Annotated in this window: 20 protein-coding genes; 15 read left to right on the top strand and 5 right to left on the bottom strand. The window is 40.1% G+C overall.

The window, feature by feature from the left end; genetic code table 11:
- Window positions 1-428: 428 nt before the first annotated feature.
- From PSH50_RS10885 to PSH50_RS10910, 6 genes are all read left to right on the top strand, one after another.
- Window positions 429-1,667, top strand: a complete 1,239-nt coding sequence (locus tag PSH50_RS10885) for an AAA family ATPase (protein ID WP_004586301.1) — start codon at window positions 429-431, stop codon at window positions 1,665-1,667.
- 15 nt (window positions 1,668-1,682) lie between these two features.
- Window positions 1,683-2,645: a hypothetical protein gene (locus PSH50_RS10890; RefSeq protein ID WP_029771890.1), complete on the top strand. Its 963-nt coding sequence runs from the start codon at window positions 1,683-1,685 to the stop codon at window positions 2,643-2,645.
- A gap of 436 nt (window positions 2,646-3,081) precedes the next feature.
- Window positions 3,082-6,225 (top strand): DEAD/DEAH box helicase, encoded by a 3,144-nt coding sequence (locus PSH50_RS10895; protein WP_273586389.1) that lies wholly within the window; start codon window positions 3,082-3,084, stop codon window positions 6,223-6,225.
- 953 nt (window positions 6,226-7,178) lie between these two features.
- Complete coding sequence (gene rmuC, locus PSH50_RS10900) at window positions 7,179-8,645, top strand: DNA recombination protein RmuC (RefSeq protein WP_004586298.1); 1,467 nt, start codon at window positions 7,179-7,181, stop codon at window positions 8,643-8,645.
- Window positions 8,646-8,688: 43 nt separating this feature from the next.
- Window positions 8,689-9,240: a GNAT family N-acetyltransferase gene (locus PSH50_RS10905; protein WP_273586390.1), complete on the top strand. Its 552-nt coding sequence runs from the start codon at window positions 8,689-8,691 to the stop codon at window positions 9,238-9,240.
- On the top strand, window positions 9,240-9,602 hold the full coding sequence (locus PSH50_RS10910) for a hypothetical protein (RefSeq protein WP_273586391.1): 363 nt from the start codon (window positions 9,240-9,242) through the stop codon (window positions 9,600-9,602). Before PSH50_RS10905 ends, PSH50_RS10910 begins: the two co-directional genes overlap by 1 nt.
- 34 nt (window positions 9,603-9,636) lie before the next feature.
- Here PSH50_RS10910 and PSH50_RS10915 read toward each other — a convergent pair whose 3' ends face one another.
- The gene (locus PSH50_RS10915) at window positions 9,637-10,041 is read right to left on the bottom strand and encodes a MerR family transcriptional regulator (RefSeq protein ID WP_273586392.1); all 405 of its coding nucleotides are present in this window, start codon (window positions 10,039-10,041) and stop codon (window positions 9,637-9,639) included.
- A gap of 86 nt (window positions 10,042-10,127) precedes the next feature.
- Here PSH50_RS10915 and PSH50_RS10920 point away from each other — a divergent pair, with 86 nt between their 5' ends.
- On the top strand, window positions 10,128-11,378 hold the full coding sequence (locus PSH50_RS10920; protein WP_273586393.1) for an NADH:flavin oxidoreductase/NADH oxidase family protein: 1,251 nt from the start codon (window positions 10,128-10,130) through the stop codon (window positions 11,376-11,378).
- Window positions 11,379-11,404: 26 nt separating this feature from the next.
- On the opposite strand, the gene PSH50_RS10925 is transcribed toward PSH50_RS10920, so the two are convergent.
- Window positions 11,405-12,130, bottom strand: a complete 726-nt coding sequence (locus PSH50_RS10925) for an aspartate/glutamate racemase family protein (protein ID WP_273586394.1) — start codon at window positions 12,128-12,130, stop codon at window positions 11,405-11,407.
- Between the two features lie 111 nt (window positions 12,131-12,241).
- Between PSH50_RS10925 and PSH50_RS10930 the strand changes: the two genes are divergently transcribed.
- Both PSH50_RS10930 and PSH50_RS10935 read left to right on the top strand, forming a co-directional pair.
- A complete protein-coding gene (locus tag PSH50_RS10930; RefSeq protein ID WP_024033046.1) occupies window positions 12,242-13,126 on the top strand; it encodes a LysR family transcriptional regulator in 885 nt (294 codons plus the stop codon).
- Between the two features lie 205 nt (window positions 13,127-13,331).
- A complete protein-coding gene (locus PSH50_RS10935; RefSeq protein ID WP_029771784.1) occupies window positions 13,332-14,339 on the top strand; it encodes a zinc-binding alcohol dehydrogenase family protein in 1,008 nt (335 codons plus the stop codon).
- Between the two features lie 64 nt (window positions 14,340-14,403).
- On the opposite strand, the gene PSH50_RS10940 is transcribed toward PSH50_RS10935, so the two are convergent.
- Together PSH50_RS10940 and PSH50_RS10945 are read right to left on the bottom strand one after the other, a co-directional pair.
- Window positions 14,404-15,351, bottom strand: coding sequence for a LysR family transcriptional regulator (locus tag PSH50_RS10940; protein WP_273586395.1), 948 nt, complete (start codon window positions 15,349-15,351; stop codon window positions 14,404-14,406).
- Between the two features lies 1 nt (window position 15,352).
- Complete coding sequence (locus PSH50_RS10945) at window positions 15,353-16,258, bottom strand: LysR family transcriptional regulator (protein WP_004586290.1); 906 nt, start codon at window positions 16,256-16,258, stop codon at window positions 15,353-15,355.
- A 224-nt stretch (window positions 16,259-16,482) separates the two neighbouring features.
- Between PSH50_RS10945 and PSH50_RS10950 the strand changes: the two genes are divergently transcribed.
- Both PSH50_RS10950 and PSH50_RS10955 read left to right on the top strand, forming a co-directional pair.
- The gene (locus PSH50_RS10950) at window positions 16,483-17,238 is read left to right on the top strand and encodes an SDR family NAD(P)-dependent oxidoreductase (RefSeq protein ID WP_273586396.1); all 756 of its coding nucleotides are present in this window, start codon (window positions 16,483-16,485) and stop codon (window positions 17,236-17,238) included.
- Window positions 17,239-17,425: 187 nt separating this feature from the next.
- Window positions 17,426-18,217: a class III extradiol ring-cleavage dioxygenase gene (locus PSH50_RS10955; protein ID WP_273586397.1), complete on the top strand. Its 792-nt coding sequence runs from the start codon at window positions 17,426-17,428 to the stop codon at window positions 18,215-18,217.
- Between the two features lie 115 nt (window positions 18,218-18,332).
- On the opposite strand, the gene PSH50_RS10960 is transcribed toward PSH50_RS10955, so the two are convergent.
- Window positions 18,333-18,959, bottom strand: a complete 627-nt coding sequence (locus PSH50_RS10960; protein ID WP_273586398.1) for a DJ-1/PfpI family protein — start codon at window positions 18,957-18,959, stop codon at window positions 18,333-18,335.
- A 150-nt stretch (window positions 18,960-19,109) separates the two neighbouring features.
- Here PSH50_RS10960 and PSH50_RS10965 point away from each other — a divergent pair, with 150 nt between their 5' ends.
- The 4 genes from PSH50_RS10965 (at window position 19,110) to PSH50_RS10980 (ending at window position 24,188) form a co-directional block, all read left to right on the top strand.
- Entirely contained in the window at window positions 19,110-19,787 is a 678-nt protein-coding gene (locus PSH50_RS10965; protein WP_248443623.1) for a haloacid dehalogenase type II, read from the top strand.
- A gap of 368 nt (window positions 19,788-20,155) precedes the next feature.
- Window positions 20,156-21,694, top strand: a complete 1,539-nt coding sequence (locus PSH50_RS10970; RefSeq protein ID WP_273609622.1) for an aspartate aminotransferase family protein — start codon at window positions 20,156-20,158, stop codon at window positions 21,692-21,694.
- Window positions 21,694-23,013 (top strand): lysine N(6)-hydroxylase/L-ornithine N(5)-oxygenase family protein, encoded by a 1,320-nt coding sequence (locus PSH50_RS10975; protein WP_273586400.1) that lies wholly within the window; start codon window positions 21,694-21,696, stop codon window positions 23,011-23,013. Before PSH50_RS10970 ends, PSH50_RS10975 begins: the two co-directional genes overlap by 1 nt.
- The gene (locus PSH50_RS10980; protein ID WP_273586401.1) at window positions 23,010-24,188 is read left to right on the top strand and encodes an MFS transporter; all 1,179 of its coding nucleotides are present in this window, start codon (window positions 23,010-23,012) and stop codon (window positions 24,186-24,188) included. The genes PSH50_RS10975 and PSH50_RS10980 overlap by 4 nt, the downstream gene beginning before the upstream one ends.
- Window positions 24,189-24,206 lie beyond the last annotated feature (18 nt).

The following is a 24,206-nucleotide window of genomic DNA, read 5'->3' on the forward strand; positions in this document are numbered from 1 at the left end:
AAACGCCCTGTTCTTCGTAAGCTTAAGTGTATAACTTTATAATTTACTTAGTAAAAAACTGATCTCACACAGTCATTTTGTACATAACTTATTGAGTAAGTTGTGCATAACTCTAATATTTAAATAAGGCTTAGTAAAAAGCTGATCTGCATGTAGATAAAGATCTGATCTTAACCAAGTATAAAGGTGATCTGCATTTTTTAACATTATTTATAAATATCATATAGTTATATAGCCATTATACACCCTTAACCTTTATTACCTTATATATTTAACCACCTTTAAACTTCTTTATTTATACTAAGCAATCTTAAAGGTGTAAAAATATTTTTAAATGTCTTGTTATTAAAATGCATGTCGCCTTAAATAGTTGTTTACAGCTATTTGAATGGACATTATACTAACTGCCTAACTTTGAGGAAGAAAGTATGTCTATCAATAATAACGCGCTAAGTACTTACCGGCTTTTAAAAGCAACAGCCGAAGTTGCTGAAAAATCTTTAAAAGGACGCATACAACACTATCGCGCTCATCTTAAATCAGAAGAAAAAGAATTAAGAACTTACACCCAAAAAGCGGCAGCAGATTTATTAGGGTGTAATAATCGTACCTTAAAACGTCGTCATGACAATGGTGACTTTGATGATTTAAATATTAAGCGTGGTGCAAATGGGCACTATGCGTACACGTTAGTTAATATTTTTGCGATGGCCGATATCATGGATATTCAGCCAGATCACCGTACTGCTAACGATAAACTCCAAGTTATTGTTATTAATTCACTTAAAGGTGGCTGTGGTAAAACAACCAGTATGGTTAATATTGCTGCTGCATTGGCGACGACTAATATCAAACGTTATCGTATTGGTATTATTGATTTAGATCCTCAAGGTTCGTCTTCTAGTTTTTTCCCTTCTAACGATCACGACCCTGTTACGGTAGGCGACTTAATGCGTGATTGTATTGATTTAGACGAAGGCGAAACCTGGCCAGAGTTTGTTTCTAGTGCTTTTGTGACTACGCATATTCCAAATATTCGTGTTTTACCCTCAGGTATGGATGACTTTTACTTTGAACACGAGACAGCAACACTTTTAAAAGACACCTCTAATTACGAACAAACACGTCATTATCATAAGCTTTTAGAAAAGGTTATTGAGCCGGTTAAAGATGAATTCGATATTATTTTAATCGACACAGCTCCTACTCTTAACTTTATGTTTTATAATGCTTTAATGGCCTCTACGGCGATGCTTATTCCGGTTCATCCAGAAGCTGTAGATTTTGATGCTAACAATAAATATTTAAAGCGTTTAGGTGAGATTTACCACACAGTAGCGGCACTTGGTCATGAAGGTTGGGACTTTATGCAGTTTTTAGTGACCAATTACGTTAAGGGTAATCATTCACAGCGCGATATTGTTAAAGATGTACGTAGTGCGTTTGGCCGCCAAGTAATGAGCTACCCAATTAATCACAGCTCGGCAATTACGGCTAGTTCATCGTCTTTTAATACCATATTTGATCAAAAAGCATCGGATAGTTTAGCTAGTCGCGAGTCTTTATTACGCGCGCAAGAAAATATTAAAGATGTTGTGGACGAATTAGAAATGCTTATTCGTTCTAATTGGGAGTCAACCCAATCATCACTTAACAACACTAAGTAAGGATGTTACATAAAAATGGCTACAAAACGTAAAAACGACACCCGCTTAGATCCATTTGCAACTGCCGTAGGCAATAGCAGCCTCGATGCATTACTTGAGCAAGCAAGCGCTGGTGATGTAATAAGAATGCCAGCGCCAAGCGACCCTACACGCGAAATAACCTTAGTGTGTAAAGTTATTGCTCATGCAGATATTGAATCTAGCACCACGGTTTACGGTAAAAACCGCCGTGTACAAGCGCTATTAAACGAAAAGTCGGTTTCTGATATTTTACCTGCAATCAGTGAAGATGGACGTAATCAACACCCTGCTTTACTTTGGGATCAGGGAAATACTAACTTAGTACTTGCCGGTTCACGTCGTCGAAAGGCATGTATTTTAGGTAATGCCGATTATTTAGTTTTAAGCTCTCCTGATTTTACCGATCAAGACGCTAAAATTTTAGCTGTATCTTCAGATCAGTACATAGCCCCAAGCCTTTGGGAACTAGGGCAAGCTTATCAACAAACTAAAAACGATCTTATTGAGCAAGGTAAAAAAGGCTCTTATCGCGAAATTGCCGCTATTGAAGGTGTATCGCACACCGCAATTGCAGATGCCATTAAAGCGTACGAGCAAATCCCCGCTGATGTAATTTCACTTTACCCAACGGCTAATCACGTAGGCAGAGAAGTCGCTAAAAAGCTTGTTAGTGCAAAGGAGCGCGACGAGCAGGCGTTTAACGCCCTAGTTAGCGAATTACATACAGACGATGAGATTAACGCCATTACAAGCGACGACAAGCGCGCTATGGCAATTACTAAACGTTTAACTACCGAGCCTAGCGCGGTTGCTAAACGTGAAGCTGTATTTGAAAACAACTTTATAAACGTACAACGTAATTTAAAAAGTGGTGACGTATCTATTAAAATAGATAATAAAGTGTTGACTGACAAACGCTTAGAACAACTTACTAAGCTGTTAAGCGCGTTTAATTAGCCCAGTATTACTTAGTAAAATAGTGATCTTAAAAGCCTGTTAGGTTAGTTAAATTCTGATCTAATGGGCTTTTTACTTAGTAAGATCCTGATCTTTTTTGCTATTTATAACCTACAAATCCCTCATTTTTGCTCTAAAGATCACATTTTTACCAACTGAATTTAGTTTTTACGACTATTTGATGCTGGATCTTAATTTGTTAGTAAAAAACTGATCTGTAAAGCCCCTGCATTGTTAATAAATTGTTTGTAACATGTGTGTTTTCTGTTTATCTATTCTCATTTTGGCAGATAAAGTGCCATAAAGTACGTATAAACCGATTTTTTACTAACCTAGCAGCTCCAACCAGTTTATATAACGTTAATATTACTTTTGCTGTGCGCAGTTAAAGAATATACTGGCAGAATTATTTTAAAAATTTAATACTTAGAGTGACATGTCTGCTAACTTATCAAAAAATGATTTACTGGCTATTTTTGAAGAAATAAAAAATGAGCAGGCAACCTTGTTCCCTCTTTCTGAGCGCTTTATAAAAAAGCTGTTTAGGCCCAACGTGCTCGATAAAGGCAAAGAGTATTATAAAAACGGCCAAATTAGTTGGTTAGAGCACAGCAGTGATTTTGCTGTTATTGATTCAACGGTACAAGGCGACACAGGATCAGCATTTAACCAACGCATTGAGATCAGTAAAGTACCTACTGGTTACTCTGTTGATACGCATTGTACCTGTAATGCTAAAACCAAATGTAGGCACTTAGCCGCTGTATTATTTAAACTTAAAATAGAGCACTCAGGTGAATACGGAGAAGACTACTTTATTAACGATTGGTTTAGTGAACTGACAGCACTTAAAAGTGTTGATGCTAAAGCTCCTTCGCAAGTTCTTTTATTTGTATTAGACATTGAAAACAATAAAGTATTTTTAACGCCAAAAATTGCCAATTACGACAAAAATAATAATTACACGCTAGGGCGCAATTTAACTGAGCAACAATTAAATAGCTTTGTAACGCCAAACGATTTGCTCGAAAGTGACTTTAGACTCTTTAGTTGGATTCGCTCGCAAAATGCAGTGGGTAATTTAGAGCTAAAAGGTCAATGGGGCTTTAGCGCTTTACAACAATTAATTGCCACCGACCGTTTATTTTTACAACGCTCTCGTGTTGCTATTAAAGCGCAAACTGGGCAATCGCTTAACTTTAATTGGCAGCAACAAAACGAGTTATCGCAGTTAATTATTGAGCTTGAACACAGTAAAAATTGGGCATTGATAAAAACCACGCCGCCCGCTTATTTAGACCTCGATCACTTTAAAGTCGGCCGGATCAGAACACAGCTTAGCGCCGACGAAATAGCACATTTACAATCAATTCCCGCACTTCACGATGCTAATTTTGATCGCATTTATAAACAACTTGCCGACAATTTTGGCGCCGGTGTTATTCCGCATCCGAATAACGAACAAGTCAATGTTAAGCAACTTGGTAATGCTGTTTTAAAAGCCACTATGGATGAGCAAGGGCTTAAAGTTTCGCTATTATTTAAATATAAAAATAAAAATTATTTAGCGGGAACAGCACCCGCGAGTTTAATAAATAGTGCATTTGAAAACACAGTAACAAATGAGTTAGTAAATTTAGGTTTTGAGTTTTGTAAAGGGGGTTTACAAAGTGAGTTTATATTTAATAAACAATCACCTATACATTTACATTGGCTTGTTTACGAAGTGTTTCCTGGCTTTAAAAAGCGTGGCTGGCAGGTAACTCAAACTAAAGTAAATGTAGCCGACCCCCAAGGGCACGTTACACTCGATGTAAACCGTGCTGCAGGTCACCAAATGCATTGTAAAGTACAATTAAGTGATGCCAAAGCCGCTGTACTTTTTAATACCGATGATGCCACGTATCAATCGTTAAATCGTCAAAGTGAGCTGTTTTATTACTATCCTGTTGGGCGTCAATTTGGTGTTATTAGTAAAGCCGCCATTAATTTACTGACCGAATTTAAACAACGCTTTGAATTTGTAAAAACACGCGATGAATTTAATATCCCGCTTTCTTATTTACCTGAGCTGGTAAAGCATACCGCAGTTACTATAGACCTTCATGATGACTCATTGGAGCGTTATCTTGATGAGTTAAACAACACCGAGCAGGCAATGCCAGTGGTGCCCTTACACGGTTTAAATGAGTCGGTAACACTACGTGAATACCAGCAACAAGGCGTTGATTGGCTTAGCTTTTTAAAGCGCCACCAATTAGGTGGCATACTTGCTGATGACATGGGGCTTGGCAAAACGCTACAAGTTATTGCCTTTTTAGCCAGCAGTTTTAATCGCCCGCAAGCGGGGCCTACTCTTATAGTGTGCCCTACAAGTTTGGTAAGTAATTGGCAAAACGAAATAACCAAATTTGCTAAAAGTCTTAAAGTAACCACTATTTTTGGCTCGCAACGTAATGAGCCTTTACAACATTTAGCGCAAGCGCAGTGTATTTTAACTACTTACCCATTATTAAAGCGTGATATTGCTTACTACTCGCCACTTTATTTTGAAAATATTATTTTAGACGAAGCGCAATATATTAAAAACGATACTGCACAAGTCTCGCGCTTAGTTAAGCGTTTAAATGCCGACTTTAAGTTATGTTTAAGCGGCACGCCAATCGAAAATAATTTGTTTGAGCTTAAATCGTTACTCGACTTTGCAATGCCTTCATTACTTGGCTCGCAAGCGCACTTTAAACAGCACTTTCAAACACCTATTGAGCGCGAAGCCGATTCAGAGCGAGCTGAGCAACTAAAAGCGCTTATTATGCCGTTTATATTACGCCGCACAAAAGCGCAGGTAGCTCAAGAGCTGCCACAAAAAACAGAGCTGTTAAAAGAGTTTGAGTTTGAACCTAAGCAAAAAGATATGTACCAAGGTATTACGCACGCCCTAGAAGAAAAGCTCATCGACTTATTTGCTGAGCAAGGCGCACAAAAAAGTAAGCTCGCATTTTTAGAAGCGCTACTAAAGCTAAGGCAAATTTGTTGTCATCCAAAATTAATTGAGCCAGAAACACAAGCAGGTTCAGCAAAATTAGAATGGCTAACTACGCATTTGCCGTTAATGCTAAGCCTTGGTCGTAAAGTGATTATTTTTAGTCAATTTACCTCTGCGCTCGATTTAATTGCAGAGCGTTTAAACGACATAAATATCAAATTTAGTATCCTAACTGGGCAAACGCGCCATCGCGACAAAGTTATTGACGAATTTACCAGTGGCAAAACCTCGGTGTTTTTAATCAGTTTAAAAGCAGGCGGTACTGGGCTTAACTTAACTCAAGCCGATACCGTTATTCACTTTGACCCATGGTGGAACCCGGCTGTTGAAAAACAAGCCACCGATCGTGCTTATCGTATTGGCCAAACAAATCCAGTGTTTGTTTATAAATTAATTATGAGCAATTCAATAGAGCAAAAGGTATTTAAAATGCAGCAAGATAAACAAGCGCTTGTTGATGCATTATTTACCGATAAATCAATGAGCTTTACTTCGTTTGATGAGCAGCAAATGTTATCACTTATAAAAAGCTAATTTTTTTACTTAGCATGTGAACTAATTTAACCAAACGGCGTCTATTATATTGCTTGCTGAATAATTGCAGTTATCACAAGCTTCATGTTGATTTCCCTGTTTGGTTACTAAATTTAGTAATGATTGAGCCAGCCCTTTTAGCTGGCTTTTTTATGCCTGTAATTAACACCTTAAATTGCATTTTTTATAAATAGTTTGAACTAAATTTAAAAACACGCGTCTACTATTATGCTTGTTGAATAATTGCAGTTATCACAAGCTTCATGTTGATTTCCCTGATTGGTTACTAAATTTAGTAATGATTGAGCCAGCCCTTTTAGCTGGCTTTTTTTATGCCTATATTTAACACCTTAAAATACATTTTTATAAATTGTTTGAACTAAATTTAAAAGGACGCGTCTACTATTATGCTTGTTGAATAATTGCAGTTATCACAAGCTTCATGTTGATTTCCCTGATTGGTTACTAAATTTAGTAATGATTGAGCCAGCTCCTTTTAAGCTGGCTTTTTTTATGCCCACATTTTAATTTTTAAATTATTTATATTTTTATGTGAACTTAATTTTGTGTGCGGCGTCTACTATTATGCTTGTTGATTAATTGCAGTTAACACAAGCTTCATGTTGATTTACCCCGTTTAATTACTAATTTTAGTAATGATTGAGCCAGCTCCTTTTAAGCTGGCTTTTTTTATGCCCACATTTTAGTTTTTATAATTATTTATATTTTTATGTGAACTTAATTTAATGAGTGGCGTCTACTATTACGCTTGTTGATTAATTGCAGTTATCACAAGCTTCATGTTGATTTCCCTGATTGGTTACTAAATTTAGTAATGATTGAGCCAGCCCTTTTAGCTGGCTTTTTTTATGCCTTTAGTAAATGTTACGCCCTACCCCCCACTACCTTTATTCGTTATGATGGCATGTCTCTAAATTTTATAAGTTTATTTTATGTTTACTCAGCTATTAACGCATATAGATTGGTTAAGTGCCAGCGCAGGGCTTGCAACAGGGCTCGTACTATATGGCCTAGTGTCGCTCCCTTCTCGTAATAAATTAAAACAACACATTAGCGAGCAACAGCAACAGTTATCTTTATTACAAAACCAGTACGACAATAAACAGCTGCAATACACGGCCTTATTTGATGAGCACGAGCTGCTCGAGCAATCACATCAAGAGCAACGCGATGAAGCGCAGCATTTTAAAACTCGCTTTAGCGAGCAAGAAAAACAAAGTGTTCAATACAACCATTTTTGGCGTAAAGCCGAAGGCGAACTTAGTGCCTTGCGAGAGCAATATAACCAGCGCGATATTGAGCTTAATAATATGCGAACTACGCTTGAGCAAAAGCAGCAAAACTTTACCGAACAGCTTGCACAAATCGAGCAAAGCAAAAATGTGCTTAAAAAAGAGTTTGAAAACCTAGCTAATAAAATTTTAGAAGAAAAATCGCAAAGCTTTAAAACGTTAAACCAAGAAAGCATTGAGCAACTATTAAAGCCAGTTCAAGGCGAGCTAAAAGGCTTTAGAGATAAAATGGAATCGATTCACGTTGAAGACTTAAAACAACGTGCTGCCCTTAAAACTGAGCTATTGCACTTGCAAGCTAAAAGCCAAGCTATTACCGAGCAAGCCGATAAACTTAGTAATGCCTTACAAGGGCAAAAAAAGACCCAAGGTAATTGGGGCGAACTAATGCTCGAAAACGTACTCGACAGCGCAGGCCTGCGCGCGGGTACCGACTACAAACGCGAAGTATCGTTTAATACCGAAGACGGTCGACTGCGCCCCGACGTAGTGGTGTATTTACCTCAGGGCCGCCACTTAGTGATTGACGCTAAAACATCGCTAAATGCTTATACCCGCTACGTTAATGCCGAAAATGAGCTAGAGGCTAGCCAAGCAATTAAAGAGCATGTAAATGCTGTTACCGCGCGTATTAACGAGCTTGCCAGTAAATCGTACGATCGTCTCCCTGGTATAAATTCGCCTGAAGTAGTTATTATGTTTGTGCCTATAGAATCTGCATTTGTAGAGGCGCTTAAATATCAAAGCGATATTTACCAACAAGCTATCGAAAAAAACATTTTAGTTGCTACACCAACGACTCTGCTTACAAGCCTTAATATTGTTAAACAGCTGTGGCGCTTTGAAGAGCAAACTAAATACTCTAAAGAGCTGGCGAATCGTGCAGAGCGCTTTTATAACAAGCTCAATGGCTTTTTAACGAGTATGGAAGGTGTTGGCAAACAACTAGACCGCGCAAAAGAAAGCTACGATAAAGCCTTTTCACAGCTTTACCGTGGTAAAGGTAACTTAATTAAACAAGCTTCAGAATTTAAAGAGCTAGGTGTATCGGTTCAAAAAGAGCTACCAAACGAAAGCGTAGAAAAAGCCCAATTAGAGCTGGATTAAGTTCGATTTATCTCTACTGTTTTATACATCAAAAGGAAGGTTAATGGTTTTTCCCTTACTCAATTCGCAAAGGTTAGCGTTAACCCCTATAAATTATGAGGATAGAGACGCTATTTTTGCTCTTTTTTCAGACCAAGGTGTTACTAAATACTATGATCTGGCGCCCTTTACTCAAGTTTCTCAGGCCTATAAGTTAATCAAATTTTTCAATATTCGGTATAAAAATGGAGAAGGGATCCGCTGGGCTATCCGTTTAAAAAATACTGATGAGTTAATAGGTACTTGTGGTTTTAATAGTTGGTCAGTACCAATGAAGCACGCATTTATTGGTTACGACCTTAGTAGCCAGTATTGGGGTAAAGGCTATGCTTTTGAGGCTATTCATATGATTATAAAAGCTGCCTTTGATGGGTTGCTAAGTTGCGGTGCTATAAATCGAATACAAGCCGACACAGTACCAGGAAATAACGCATCAGAGGCGCTTTTAATAAAGCTTGGCTTTTGTGAAGAAGGCACAAGGCGACAAAGTGGTTTTTGGAAAGGGCAGTTTCACGACCTAAAATGCTTTGGACTTTTAAGCGCGGAGTTCAAGTGATGAAAACGGATGTTGTAATTTATAAGTTATTGCACGAAATTACTGCTCAATTCCCTGAAGTCAAAGCGTTGCTGCACATATATGATGAAGATGAAACCACGTTTAAAATGGAGGCATTTTCTAAAGCCACAACACACGCTTTTGCTCTTGGCTACGTGGAGCAATCCCAGCGTTATTTAAGTTTTATGGCTGAAAAGCTAGTAAACGCTGAGGCAAAAGTAATTGAATACATAGACGTATATTACGTAGAAACATTATTTTGGGGCGCAAGTTCTCATACTATTGCGGTTGGTTGGCCTCTAGTGCCTGCCAAATTACAAAAGCTTTATATCAATTTTCATGGTAAAGCGCCGCAAAACTAATACAACTAAAGCTCACATGTACTCGCTTACGCCTTTAATACTCCACCTCATTCAATAACTCATTTATTTTTTCATCGCCTATACACTCTCCATTAGACCAACTTGCATTAAGCAGTGTAATTAAATTACCAATACGCTCTGACTTACGCTGTAGCTGCTCTATTAGTGCATTAGCTTCATGTTGTTTTTGAGTGAGGCGCTCAATAATGGCGTTGTGATCTAGCTCCTCATTAGGTTTACGCAGGGAGGGGATTTCTTCAAGCGAAAACCCTAAACTTTGTGCAAACTTAATCATTTTAAGCTGCTCTACACTGGCCTTATCGTATTGCCTATACCCGTTGTTATTTCGCGTGCTGTGTGGCAGCAGCCCTATACTTTCGTAATACCGTATGGTGCTTGCTGCAATACCCGAGTGCTTAGATAGTTCACCTATTTTCATTATTACCTCTACTATAAAAAGCGGGTTGACCTTAAAGCTGACTTTAAGGTTATAGTGCCTGTAATGTCAATTTATGGTTTATATTTATGTCTGAGTTTGAACAATCTGCTGTATTTACGCCCTTTACCCTACCAAGCGGTTTAACGCTTAAAAACCGAGTAGTAAAAGCCGCTATGGAAGAGAACCTCGCAGAGGCCGATCTAACGCCATCGCAAGTGCTTAAAAATGTATACAACGAATGGGCAAAAGGCGGTTGCGGGTTAATTATTACCGGCAATGTTATGGTTGACCACCTTGCAATGACAGGGCCAGGCGGCCTTGCCCTTGAGCAGCAAACCGATATAGCGCCTTTTGCAGAGCTTGCTCGTTTAGGGCAGCAAAACGACTGTAAAATTGTGATGCAAATAAATCATCCTGGCCGCCAAGTATTTAAAAAAATGGGCGGTAAAGCGCTAAGTGCCTCTGATATTGCGCTTAATATGGGTAAGCACTCTCACTTATTTGCCCAGTCAACAGCTATGGATAAAAGAGAGATTAGTGATGTTATCGCTCGTTTTACCCATACAGCGCAACAGGCCGAAAAAGCAGGTTTTAATGGCGTGCAAATACACGCTGCACATGGCTATTTATTAGCGCAGTTTTTATCTCCACTAACTAATAAGCGTGATGACGAATGGGGTGGTAGCCTTGAGAATCGCGCGCGATTATTACTTGAAATAACACGTAGTATTAAAGCGCAATGCAGCGCCGGTTTTTTGGTATCGGTTAAGTTAAACTCAGCCGATTTTCAGCGCGGCGGCTTTGAACCGCATGATGCGCAAGCAGTTGTTAATATGCTTAGTGCATTAAAGCTTGATTTTGTAGAGCTTTCGGGCGGAAGTTACGAAGCACCGGCTATGCAAGGTCAAACAGGCGATGAGCGTACACTTGCACGTGAGGCGTACTTTTTAGAGTTTGCCAAAGCAATTAGCGAGCAATCAACCATACCCATTATGACCACCGGTGGCATTAGCCGATTAGATGTGGCAAATAAAGTAATTAGCTCAGGCGTAGCGCTCGTTGGTATGGCCACGGCACTGGCTTATCAGCCTAATTTAGTTAATGCGTGGCAAAGTAATTCAGTGCAGCCGCTGTTAATGCCGCGTGTTACCTTTAAAGACAAAACCCTTGCAGGGCTTGCCACTATGGCGCTGGTAAAAAGGCAAATTCGCCGAGTGGGCCAAGGCAAACGCGTTAAAGCAAATGCCTCGGCTATTTTTACTTTAATAAGTGACCAAATACGCGCTGCAAAGCTTACAAAGCGCTATCGAAAACGCTTTGCAAAAGAGCTAAATTAATTAGCTCTAGTTTAAACTGATATTTTCTATGCCACACTTGAAAGCGTTGATTGATGGGCGTTTGCATATGCCCAATTAACGCACTCTTGCGCTAAAATAGCGATGGTATCTAGGCAGGTGTCTGACGAGTGTTTGGCTTGTTCATTTAACACAAGCGGTATTTCTGTACAGCCAAACAACACGCAGTCAGCACCTTGAGCAAGCATTAAGTCGTATGCCTTGCTTAACAAGTGGCGACCTTTATTTAAATCGCCCGCTTTTACGGCGGTTATGCCATCCATTATGGCTGCTTGTTGTTGAGTGTTTGGTTCAACAAAATCAATATTGTGCTGCTTAAACGCATTTTGGTAAATGCCCATATTAAGCGTAGCGGTAGTGGCTAAAATACCAACCTTTTGTTTGCCCGTGGCTTTTACTTGTTTTATAACGCTTTTTACAATGCTAATGGTGTGTACATCGGCATTTTTAGTGAGCGCGTCGTACCAGTAATGCGCGGTATTACACGGAATAACAATACAACTTACACCTACACTTGTTAGCTCTTTAAAGCCCTTTTTAAGCTCAAAAAATGGGTTTTCGTCTTCAAGACCCATTAAAAATTTTGTTCGGTCAGGAATTTGCGGGATATTCCTTATAAACATAGGTATATGCTCTTGATCATTTTTAGCGGGCGATAGCGCAATTACCTGATTCATAAATGAGGCGGTAGCCAAAGGCCCCATTCCGCCTAATACGCCAAGAGTTCTAAGCATGATTGCATTCCGGTTATTGAGTTTATAGGCTTAATTTATAGTGTTTTATTTAGTTTGAATAATGCTATTATTTTACCACCCATGCACAAATTGCATAACTAAGTGGTCGCTATGAATATTGAAAGTAAATGGTTAGAAGATTTTTTAACGCTCTCGCACACAAAAAGCTTTTCGCAAGCGGCAAAGCTTAGGCATATTACGCAACCTGCATTTAGTCGGCGTATAAAAGCCCTTGAAGATGCCCTTGGCGCAGCCCTAATCGACCGAGAAAACTTGCCTATTACCCTTACCCCAAGCGGTAAAATATTTCATATAACGGCGCGTAATTTAGTTAACCAAATGAATACCTCGGTTAGCATGCTTGAGGAGTTGTCGGTGCAGCAAAATTATTCTGTAAAGGTTGCGGCCGCACATTCTTTAGCGAGTTTTTTAACCTTACAACTCGCTAACTTTCAAACGCAAGATGAGCGCGACATTGTACTTAATTTAGAGGCTATAGACGTAGATAAAGCCACCGAAGCGCTAGAGCAAGGTGAATGCGACTTACTTATTGCCTTTGATAACGAACGCCTTAAACTGCCGCCGTTTAGTCATCAAAAAATAGGTAATGCTAAGTTGTTACCTGTTAGCGCCTGTGACGAGCAAGGCAAAGCCTTATATAACCTAGAAAGCGCAGCGCCTATACCGCATTTAGCCTACAGCCTCGACTCCTACATGGGGCGGCAGTTAGAGCCTATTATATCGGGCGCTAAGCTTAAAAAGGTGTTTGTTTCATCCATGACTGAGCTTTTAAAAGTGCACGCTGTAGCGGGCAATGGTATTGCCTGGCTGCCCGACTACGTTATATCAAACGAGCTTAAAAATAATACCTTGGTAGTTGTAGGGAGTGAGCACCACTGCGTGCCAATAACTTACTATGCGTATAGATATCATGCGGCTTTGCACCCCGGTGGCGAAAGTGTATGGAATAAATTAACTGAGCTAAATATAACCTAACTGTAAACCCCCGTTACAGTTAATAAGGTATTATTAATTTAAAAGGATAACAGCTATGTGCAATGGAATTTTATTTATTTACCTATTTTATTATGGAGTTCTATTTCCATAATAATTGGGTATTTTGTCTCTTTTTTAATGCTCTTGATAAAGCCAAAATAGCATCATCAACACAGAGTATTAACTAGCTAACGAGGCAACTCCCATGAAAGCAATTGGATATCAAAAAAGTTTACCTATCGAAAACGAATTATCATTACAAGACATTGAACTTGAAACGCCAACAGCACACGGCCACGATATTTTAGTAGAAGTTAAAGCGGTATCGGTTAATCCGGTTGATTTTAAAATTCGCCAAGCAATGCCAGCAGCTGAGGGCGAGTATAAAGTAATTGGTTGGGATGCAACTGGGGTTGTTAAATCGGTTGGCGAAAACGTATCGTTATTTAAGCCTGGCGACAAAGTATGGTACGCAGGCGACATTACGCGCTCAGGCAGTAACGCGCAGTTTCAGTTAGTTGACGAGCGTATTGTTGGCCATATGCCAAGTTCGCTTTCGTATGGCGAAGCCGCAGCATTGCCGCTTACCAGCATTACTGCGTGGGAATTATTGTTTGACCGTTTAAACGTAGCTAAAAACGATGATTCTAAAAGCATTTTAGTTATTGGTGCCGCCGGTGGTGTGGGCTCAATAATGGTGCAGCTATTAAAGCAGCGCACTAAATTAAATATTATTGCCAGTGCTTCTCGTGCTGAAACAATATCGTGGTTAGAAGATTTAGGTGCCGACACTATTGTTAATCACCGCAACCCGTTAAGTGAAGAATTTGCAGCTAAAAACTTAAGCGAAGTGGATTACGTTGTTAGCTTAAACAATACAGAGCAGCACTTACCTGAAATTGAAAAAGTAGTGAAGCCACAAGGTCAATTTGCCCTTATTGATGACCCTGAAACACTTAATATTGTGCCATTTAAAAACAAAAGCGTGTCGGTACATTGGGAGCTTATGTTTACTCGCTCGTTATTTAAAACCGACGACATGCAAGAGCAACACGTTATTTTAAATAACGTAGCCACTATGATTGACCAAGGGCAAATTAAAACTACGGTAGGTGAGCACTTAGGTAAAATTAATGCAGCCAATTTACGCAAAGCGCATCAGCACCTTGAATCGCAAACCGCTAAAGGTAAAGTGGTGTTAGAAGGCTTTTAAGGCCTTTAGCTAATATAGTTTTTTTGAGTATACCCAAGCCCCTAACAGGGCTTTTTTGTGGCTATTATTTATATAACTGGTTGTAATTAGGAATATGTTTTACCCAAAATGCAGGGCTGCCAATATACTCTTGTACAGTTTTTATAAATTCGCTCACCAGTGGTGTTTGTTTACGGTGAGGATACAGCGCGTAAATACCGGCGCCCGATGCGCTAAGCTTATAATTAGTTAATAGCGGCACTAGCCCCATTTCGTCTATGGGTTTTTCTAGGTTAAATAAATCTAGCATCACATACCCTAAACCCGCTTTTGTGGCATCAAGCATGGCGCGTACATCGCTTACCTTATAGTTGCCTTTCATTTTATGAGTTTTGTATTCATCACCATGAGGTTGGGTGCTTAATTTTATTTGATCTAGGCTTACATCGCCATTGCCATAAACCACCGCAGGTAAGGCGATAAGTTCTTCAGGTGTGCTTGGCATACCATGGCGTGCAATAAAGTCATTAGAGGCAACCAAAGCAAAGTGCATATCAGATATTTTTTTTGCCATTAGATTGGAGTCATTCAATTTGCCAATTCTAAATGCTAAATCGTAATGGTCGGCAATAATATCGTTGCGCTTATCATCAAGCATGAGGGTTATTTTTACCTCAGGGTACTTTTGCATAAATAAATTAATGGCCGGCTGCACATACTGCTGCCCAAAAAACATGCCCGAGGTAATACGCAAAATACCTTTAGGTTTTGCTTGGTAGGAGTCGGCAATGCTATGAATATCACTGAGCGTATCAATTAAAATATGCGCTTGCTGGAGTATTTCCTCTCCTGCGGAGGTAAGCGAAAACGAGCGCGTAGAGCGATTAAGTAACTGTATACCTAAACTGCTTTCTAGCTTTTTAATTTGCTTTGAAAGCGATGAGTTGTCCATATCGTGCAGGGCCGCGGCTTTTGCAAATGAGCCTTGCTGTACTACATCAACAAATAGCGCTAATTGGTTGGTGATTGACATCTCACTCTCCTAAATCCCAATAAGGTGTATCGGTGTAATAATTGCTCGCAAAATCAACAAACGCGCGCACTTTACTGGGTAAAAACTGCCTGTTTGCGTACACCATATAAAGCCCTATTGGCTCAGGCTCGTAGTCTTTTAATATACGTACTACTTTACCCTGTGCCAGCGCCTCTCCGGCTATAAATGTTGGCTGCATGGCAATACCGCCACCTGCTATAGCGGCATTGAGTAGTAGGTCGCCATTGTTAGCAACTAGGTTACTTTCAAGCTTTAACTCGTTTTTAAGCTCGTTCGCTCCACGTAGCTTTTTGGTAGGCTCGGTGTGTGCGTAGCGTAAATAGTTATGCGATTGCAGCTCTTCTAAGCTAGTAGGCGTGCCGTGCTGCGCTAAATAAGAAGGAGAGGCAAACACCGCTAATCTAATAGGCGCTATTTTTTTAGCAATAAGTGATGAGCTTTTTAAAACCCCAATGCGCAGCGCTATATCAATACCTTGCTCAACAATATCAACAAACTGGTCGGTAAGGTTTAGATCTAATTTTAAATTTGGATAACGCTTTTGAAACTCAACCAATAGCGGTGCTAAGTGCTTTACCCCAAACGACATAGGGGCACTAATACTGAGCACACCAGAGACATTTTCGTTTAGGTTATCGAGCGAATTTTCCATGTCGTCTATATCGTCTAGCACCTGTAAGCAGCGGGTAAAATAGTGATCTCCCGCCTCGGTAGTGCTTACTTTGCGCGTGGTGCGGTGCAGTAATCGGGTAGCAAGCCCCTCTTCCAGCGCAGACACATACTTGCTCACAAGTTGCGGCGATATATCGAGCTTATCGGCAGCTTTAGAAAAAGACCCCTCTTGTACAACACTTACAAAAGTCTTCATGGTGGTTAGCTTATCCATTATTAGCAATGCCTTGTTTATAATTTTTAAATAAAGATCGTATTAATTATGTTTATAAAAACAGTTAAAGTCCACACATCGCATTTTTGCACAGATAGTGAGTTTTTATAGCGTTATAAACACATTTTTTTGCGTAAATAACTATTTATTTACAACAAAATGGAGTTAATACGTGCTACTGCAGCAATCACGCTTCTTTTTATTAATGACTAAGAGATAAAGCCATGAAAAGATTAAACAACAAAGTAGCCATCGTTACTGGTGCAGCACAAGGTATTGGCGCTGCTTATGCAAAAGGTTTAGCTCAACAAGGCGCTAAAGTTGTGCTTGCTGATTTAGCCGACCCAAGCGCAGCTGTAGCTGAAATTATTGCCGCTGGCGGCCAAGCAATAGGCTGCAAAGTAGATGTAACGAATAGTGAATCGTTAGATGCCATGGTAAAACAAACCGAAGCTGAATTTGGCCCGGTTGAAATATTAGTTAACAATGCTGCTATATTTGCTGCGCTTGAGCTTAAACCATTTTGGGAAATATCTGAAGACGAATGGGATTTAGTTATGCGCGTAAATGCACGCGGGCCTTTTCAGTGTACCAAAGCAGTGTTGCCTAGCATGCGTAAATTAGGCCGCGGTAAAATCATTAACATTGCATCGGGTACATTTTTACGTGGTGCGCCTATGTTTTGCCATTATGTGGCATCTAAAGGCGCGGTTGTTGGGCAAACACGTGCGTTGGCCACTGAGCTTGCTAACGATAATATTTTAGTTAACTGCCTATTAGTTGGCTTAACCGAAAGCGAAGGCGTTAAAAATAACGCAAAGTTTGATAAAGCTAAAAATAGCACACTAGGCTCACGAGTAATTAAACGTGCAATGGAGCCTGAAGACTTACTTGGCCCTATTTACTTTTTAGCCAGCGAAGACAGCGACTTTATGACCGGACAATGTATTAACGTTGATGGTGGCGCAATTAACTACTAACACGCCTTTATTGCTTATTTAGTGTTAATTTAAAAGCCGATGTTTACGCATCGGCTTTTTAACGTGGGGGCAAATAAAAATCAGTTTAACAATACTGTATTTATAATATCTCAATGCGCGCTTTATTTATTAACAAAATAAAAGCCAATAAAATAAGGATATATTAATAAAATCCTTAGGTATTACCATGGCTCAACCTGCACTATTTATCTCTCACGGTTCACCTATTATGGCCGTACAGCAATCGCCAACGTCTGACTTTTTAAAAGCGCTTGGCAAGTCACTCAACACGCCACGCGCTATTGTTATTTTTTCGGCGCACTTTGATATGGCCCACGATGAAGCGGCTCATAATATTGTAATAACCGCAGGGCAAGCGCCTGAAACCATTCACGACTTTTATAATTTTCCTGCGCATATGTATAACATTAAATACCCAGCTCCAGGTCATCCTGAGCTTGCGGGTAATATTGCAACGCTATTTAAAAATAAAGGCATTACAGCAATACTTGATGAACGCCAAGGCTGGGATCATGGAGTATGGATACCACTGCGCTTAATGTACCCGCAGGCAAATATTCCTATTGTACAAGTATCTATAAATACTCAATTAGGCGCAAAAGCCATGTATGAATATGGGCAGTTACTTGCCCCACTTCGTGACGATAATATATTAATTATTGGCTCTGGCGGCATTAGCCACAACCTACGAGAAGTGTTTAAAACCCCTGCTACACCTAACCGTGTACAAAGGGTAAAAGCGTTTACCCAATGGGTTGAACACACGCTTTTAGCGCAAGACACGCCCGCACTTTTAAATTACTTAGCCGATGCACCCCATGTGTTATTTAACCACCCTACCCAAGAGCATTTTTTACCACTCTTTGCTGCTATGGGCGCAGGCGGCAAGCAAGTTGAAAAACTCTTTAGTGATATTGAAATGGATATTTTAGCGCTTGATACCTATAAGTTTTATTAATTTTAATCAGCACAGTGCAAGCGCCTTTGGTTTTTAATCAAAGTGTAATGGGGGTTTACAAAGCGTATGTTGGGTTAAGAGCAGCAAAGCCCAACATAAAGTTATAAAGTGGGCTTTAACGCAGCTTTTTAATGTAATTAGATGTGGCGCTATTTTTATGCGCGTCACCATAAATAATTGGTGACGGATAGTATTCTGCGTCTAACTGTATGGTGGAGGCAACATCTTCACTAAAATAATCGGCAATAAAAGCAAGGCACATATCCATACCTGCTGAAACACCCGCACAAGACCAAATATTGCCATCTTTTACAAAGCGTTCTTCAACTACGGTTACAGTGTTATCTTTTTTAAGGTGCTCTAAAAAAGCCCAGTGGGTGGTTACTTTTTTATGCTTAAATAGCGCCGCTTTTTGCATTAAATACATACCAGTGCAAATAGATAAAACACTGTGGCAGTTTTCAGCTGTTTTTTTAAGATAATTAATAACGTCAAGGTCTTCCATTGCTATACGTGCACCACTACCGCCAGGTACAAATAATACATCGGGCTGCACTGGGTCAGTAAAATGATAATCGGCACTAAAACGCATGCCGTGCTCACCTGAGGGAGTCATAGAATTTAGCGATATTAATTTGGGTTTTTCACATAACCCCTTTTCTGACAGCAGACCTATTAGTTCCCATGAACCAACTAAATCCAGCTCTTCAACTTTGTCATAAATTAAAAAATATATTTTCATACTATGTTATTTAGTCCTTTAATTTGTATCGTTTTGAAATAATAGGCGCTGCAATCGTGTTGTAAACTTTATTAATTTGAGCAATCGTTCAAAGTAAGTTAAGCTCAAAACGATTAACTTACAAGTATCTTAAAATTATTGGGAGCAAACATGGCAACCACACTCGCATTTGACGTATACGGTACGCTTATAAACACTCACGGCGTGCTGTCTTTACTTGAAGATATGATAGGCGATAACGCGCAAAACTTTTCAAATACATGGCGCGAAAAACAATTAGAGTATTCGTTTAGGCGTGGGTTAATGCAAAACTATATACCGTTTTCGTTATGTACCAAACATGCCCTCGATTACGCGTGTTTAGCGCACAAAACGCAGCTTAGTGATGATCAAAAGCAGCAATTGCTTGAGCAGTATAAAATTTTACCGGCCTTTGACGATGTTAAAAAAGGCCTTGAGCAACTTAAAGCGCAAAATTACCGATTGTTTGCATTTTCTAATGGCGCTGCGGACGCGGTTAATAAATTGCTCGAAACTGCAGGTATTAGTGAGCTTTTTGAAGGTGTAGTAAGTGCCGACGATATGAAAACATTTAAGCCAAACCCAGGTGTTTACAGCCATTTCTTACGCGAAACCAATTCAACGGGCGCAAACACGTGGCTTATTTCGAGTAACCCGTTTGATATTACCGGCGCTATTTCACATGGTATGCGCGGAGCATGGATAAAACGCTCTGAGGATTCTATTTTTGATCCGTGGGAAATTCAGCCAACCACCGTAGCCACCGATCTAGTGGATTTAAAAAATAAGCTTGAAGATATCAATTAAGCTGCATTTTTACTTTTATATCCCTCTTTAGCACTTAAGGTTTAGCCGAGTTGTAAAGGGGGTTTACTTCTTATAGTGGTACTGCACACTTATAATACGTTAGCTTTTTGCTACCTCCTCCCATTTCTCAACTCTTATATTTTAACTATCGCACTATTTTACAAACTGTCATTATTTAGCACGCATTTTGGCACCTTCTCATAGCTCATTTTATACACTTTGTTAGTTTTAAAAGTAATTCCTTATAACTAATCAGTCACTCCTAATTGTGAAAATAAACCTATATCTAACCCTTAATCATTATTGTAAATGCAAATTGTTACTATTAAGATCCTCAACCCCAATACAAGTACAACCAAGGAGCGAATATGTCACAATTACAATCGGCGCAGCTCAGCCCTGTCGAAAATAAAGCAATATTTGAGCAAAACGGGTTACCTCCTCAATTTAATCTCGATCAGTTTATTAACTACCAAATAGCGTCGTTGCAGGGGCTTTCGGCTGTACAACAAGCTATGGCTAAAGCGCAAAAGCCGTTTTCTGGCGTGGCAGTTAATACGCTTGCCGCTACTGTAAATGATGTAGATTTAGCCAAACCTCTTGCTGATTTCCCGGCGGTATTAAACGAGCTTAAAAGTGTGTATTTAGATCACGCTGTTTATTTTCATCATCCGCGTTATATGGCGCATTTAAATTGCCCCGTTACGTACCCTGCAGTTGTAGCAGAGCACATCATTGGCGCAATCAATACCTCGGTAGACACCTGGGATCAAAGCGCTGGCGCGACCCTTATTGAACAAAAATTAATAGATTGGAGCTGTGAAAAAGCAAAATTACCTAGCACTGCTGATGGTGTTTTTACCAGTGGTGGTACGCAATCGAACTTAATGGCCATGCTTGTTGCTCGCGAAGTCGCAGTGAGCCGCTATGCACCTAATCATGAAGTAAAACTGCAAGGCTTGCCTGAAGTAGCCTCACGTTTTCGTATCTATTGCTCTGAGGTTGCGCATTTTAGTATTCAAAAGGCAGCGGCATTACTGGGCCTTGGCTATAACGCGGTAGTGCCCGTGGCTACAAACAATAAAATGCAAATGGATATGGACGCACTTAACCACGCAATTGCGGATTCTAAAGCCAAGGGCGATTTACCTATCGCTGTGGTAATTACCGCAGGTACAACCGATTTTGGCTCAATTGACCCTGTTGAAGACATAGCAACACTTGCTAAAAAAGAGCAGCTTTGGTGCCATGTTGACGGCGCATACGGCGGTGGTTTATTGGTAAGCGAGCATCACCGAAGTGCCCTAAACGGCATAGAACAAGTAGATTCAATTACCATTGATTACCATAAATCGTTTATGCAACCGGTTAGCTGCAGTGCTTTTTTATTAAGTGACAAACGCCACTTTAGCCATATTACCCTTTACGCCGACTATCTAAACCCGCTTGCTGAGGCCGGCAATGGCACGCCAAATTTAGTTGATAAAAGCTTACAAACCACACGCCGTTTTGATGCCTTAAAACTGTGGTTAACACTGCGCACCATGGGCGAAGCGCCACTTGGGCGAGCGTTCGATAAAGTAATTGGCCTTGCTCGTCAAACCCATATTGTGCTTAACGACCACCCAGATTTTGAAGTTATAAATTACCCAGAGCTTAGCGCGCTGGTATTTCGCTTTGCGCCAGAGGAGCTAAAACATAACCCCGATTTACTCGACACCCTAAACCTACATGTTCGCCAAACATTTTTAAATACTGGTGAAGCCATGATTGCGCGCACCAAAATTAACGGCCGTCATTACCTTAAATTTACGTTACTTAATGCCCAGTGCCAATTGAGCGATGTGCGCGCCGTGCTTGAACAAATTAGCACTATTGCGTGGCAAACGTATAAGGAGCAAAAATAATGAGTAACCAACCTTATGATTTTATAGCCATTGGCCTTGGCCCGTTTAATTTATCGTTAGCGTGTTTAAGTGAGCCGCTAGAGGACGTGAAAAGCTTATTTTTAGAGCAGCGTAGTCAATTTGATTGGCACCCCGGCATGATGCTAGAAGGTGTTACTTTACAAACGCCGTTTATGTCTGACTTGGTGACTCTTGCAGATCCTACCAGCAAGTACAGTTTTTTAAATTATGCCAAGCTTAATAATCGCTTATACCCATTTTATATTCGCGAGAGCTTTTTTTTACTGCGTAAAGAATACAATCTCTATTGCCAGTGGGTGTGCTCGCAACTTAGTAACGTAAGCTTTGAGCAAAGTGTAACTAAGGTTGAGTTTTGCCAGCAAAGTGAGTGCTATACCGTTACCTGTAAAACCCCTAATGGGGAGCAACACTATGTTACACGCCACATAGTGCTTGGCACCGGCCCTGCCCCATATATTCCTGATTGCGCAGTGCAAAGTAATTCTAATAACGTAATGCACAGTAGCGATTTTTGCCACCGCCTTGATGAGCTAAAAGCAGCTAAACGCGTTACGGTTGTAGGAGCTGGGCAAAGTGCGGCTGAAATTTATCACACCTTATTACAACAAGCCGTGCCACAAGGTTTGCAACTAGATTGGATTGCGCGATCGCCGCGTTATTTTCCGCTGGAATACACTAAACTCACCCTTGAGATGACCTCTCCTGAGTATGTTGATTACTTTTATAATTTAAAAACCGAGCAACGAGATTGGCTTAATCAAAATCAAAAAAACTTATTTAAAGGCATTAATGGCGATTTAATTAATGACATTTTTGACACCCTTTACGCGCAAAGCCTAGATGGGCCCATTTCTACCACATTTAAAACTAACAGCAAGCTTACCAATACACGTAAAAGTGCTGGTCGCTTAGTCACTGAGTTTTATCATCAAGAGCTAAATGAAGCCTTTGAAATAAAAACCGATTACTTAATTTGTGCCACGGGCTTTAAATACAAGCGCCCTGCTTTTTTAAACCCCATTGCACAGCAACTCCCAGAAGATGAGCAAGGCCGCTACTTAGTTAGCCGCGAGTATGCAATAGATAGCGAACAAAAACGTATATTTGTACAAAATGCAGAGCAGCACACCCATGGCTTTGTAACCCCCGATTTAGGCATGGCGTGTTATCGCAACAGTATAATTTTGCGCGAAATACTCGGTTATGCGCCGTATCAGGTTGAGCAAAAAATTGCTTTTCAGTGTTTTGATTTAAGCGATGTAGAAACCCATTCACAGCAAAAGAGTAACGCCGCATGAGTTTACGTTTAGCGCTTATTTTGCTTACGGTTATTTCGGTAGTGTGCGACACCTTATTACTGCCGTTTTATCCGCAATTTTTTGCCAGCGAATTTTCTGTAAGTAACCCCACACTTATTGGCGTGTTTGTAGCTAACTGTTGTATTACCGTTATGCTCGCGTTGCCCCTGTGGGCAAAGGTTGCCAAAAAATACCACGAGCTGGCTCTTTGGCTTGTAACGCAAGTGATTGCCGCCTGCTTTGGTTTGCTTTGTTATTTTGCAACTAACGTGTGGGAATTTTGGTTTTATTATCAGCTTATGTTGGTGCTTAAAGCCAGTTACCTGCTTATTTACCCGTTTGCACTGCGTTTAGAGCAGCAAAGTAAGCATCTTTCTATTATTGGCTTGTTTTCGGTACTTATGCACTTTGGTGCTATTGGCGGCGCGTTAGTGGGCGGGTACTTTTTTAGTATAAATGCACCGCGTTATGCATTGTTATTAAGTGCTGCGGGCGATGTAATACAAGTGCTGCTATGTGCCTATTTAATGGTGAGCTTAAAGCTAGGTATTTATCAGCACGCGATTGAAAGCGAAAAACCGCGCACTCGTACACCGTATTTTATTTGGCAATTTTGCTTTATAAGCGTGGTGGTTTACTTTAGCGCGTTTTTAATTAGGCCGTTTTTTACGACCCATTGGCAAGGTATGAGCGCTCAAAGCAGTGCATTTGTAAGTGCGCTTGTGTACGCCATTCCTGCTTTTGCAGCCCTACTTATGCTGTTGTTTAACTACTTTCGGCAGCGCTTACCTTTTCCTACGCTTAGCCGCACTAGCACGCTATTGTGTGCACTTTTTTTTGGCGCTATTGGGCTTTATTTACAGGCGCAAGAGTCGGTGTGGTTAGTGGTCTGCTCTCGCGTTTTATACGGTATAGCGCTATTTCAGGTCATGGTTTTATTAGAAGTGATGTTATTTGCTAAAAGCGAGCCTGCTCATTACGGCAGTGATTTTGCCAAAGTGCATGTTGCGCAAAATATTGGCGTTATTTTAGCGTCGTTATTAGTGGGTATGAGTGTGGAATATTTTAATACCACCGTGCCTTTTTACTTTGCTGCCATTGGCTTTGCAAGCCTTGGCGCTATTTTGCTATGGCGCGTTAAATTTGTTAGCCAAGCTGCACACACAGCCACTTAATAATTAAAAAGATTTAGG

It is taken from the genome of Pseudoalteromonas sp. Angola-7 (assembly GCF_028599255.1).
Taxonomy (GTDB): domain Bacteria; phylum Pseudomonadota; class Gammaproteobacteria; order Enterobacterales; family Alteromonadaceae; genus Pseudoalteromonas; species Pseudoalteromonas atlantica.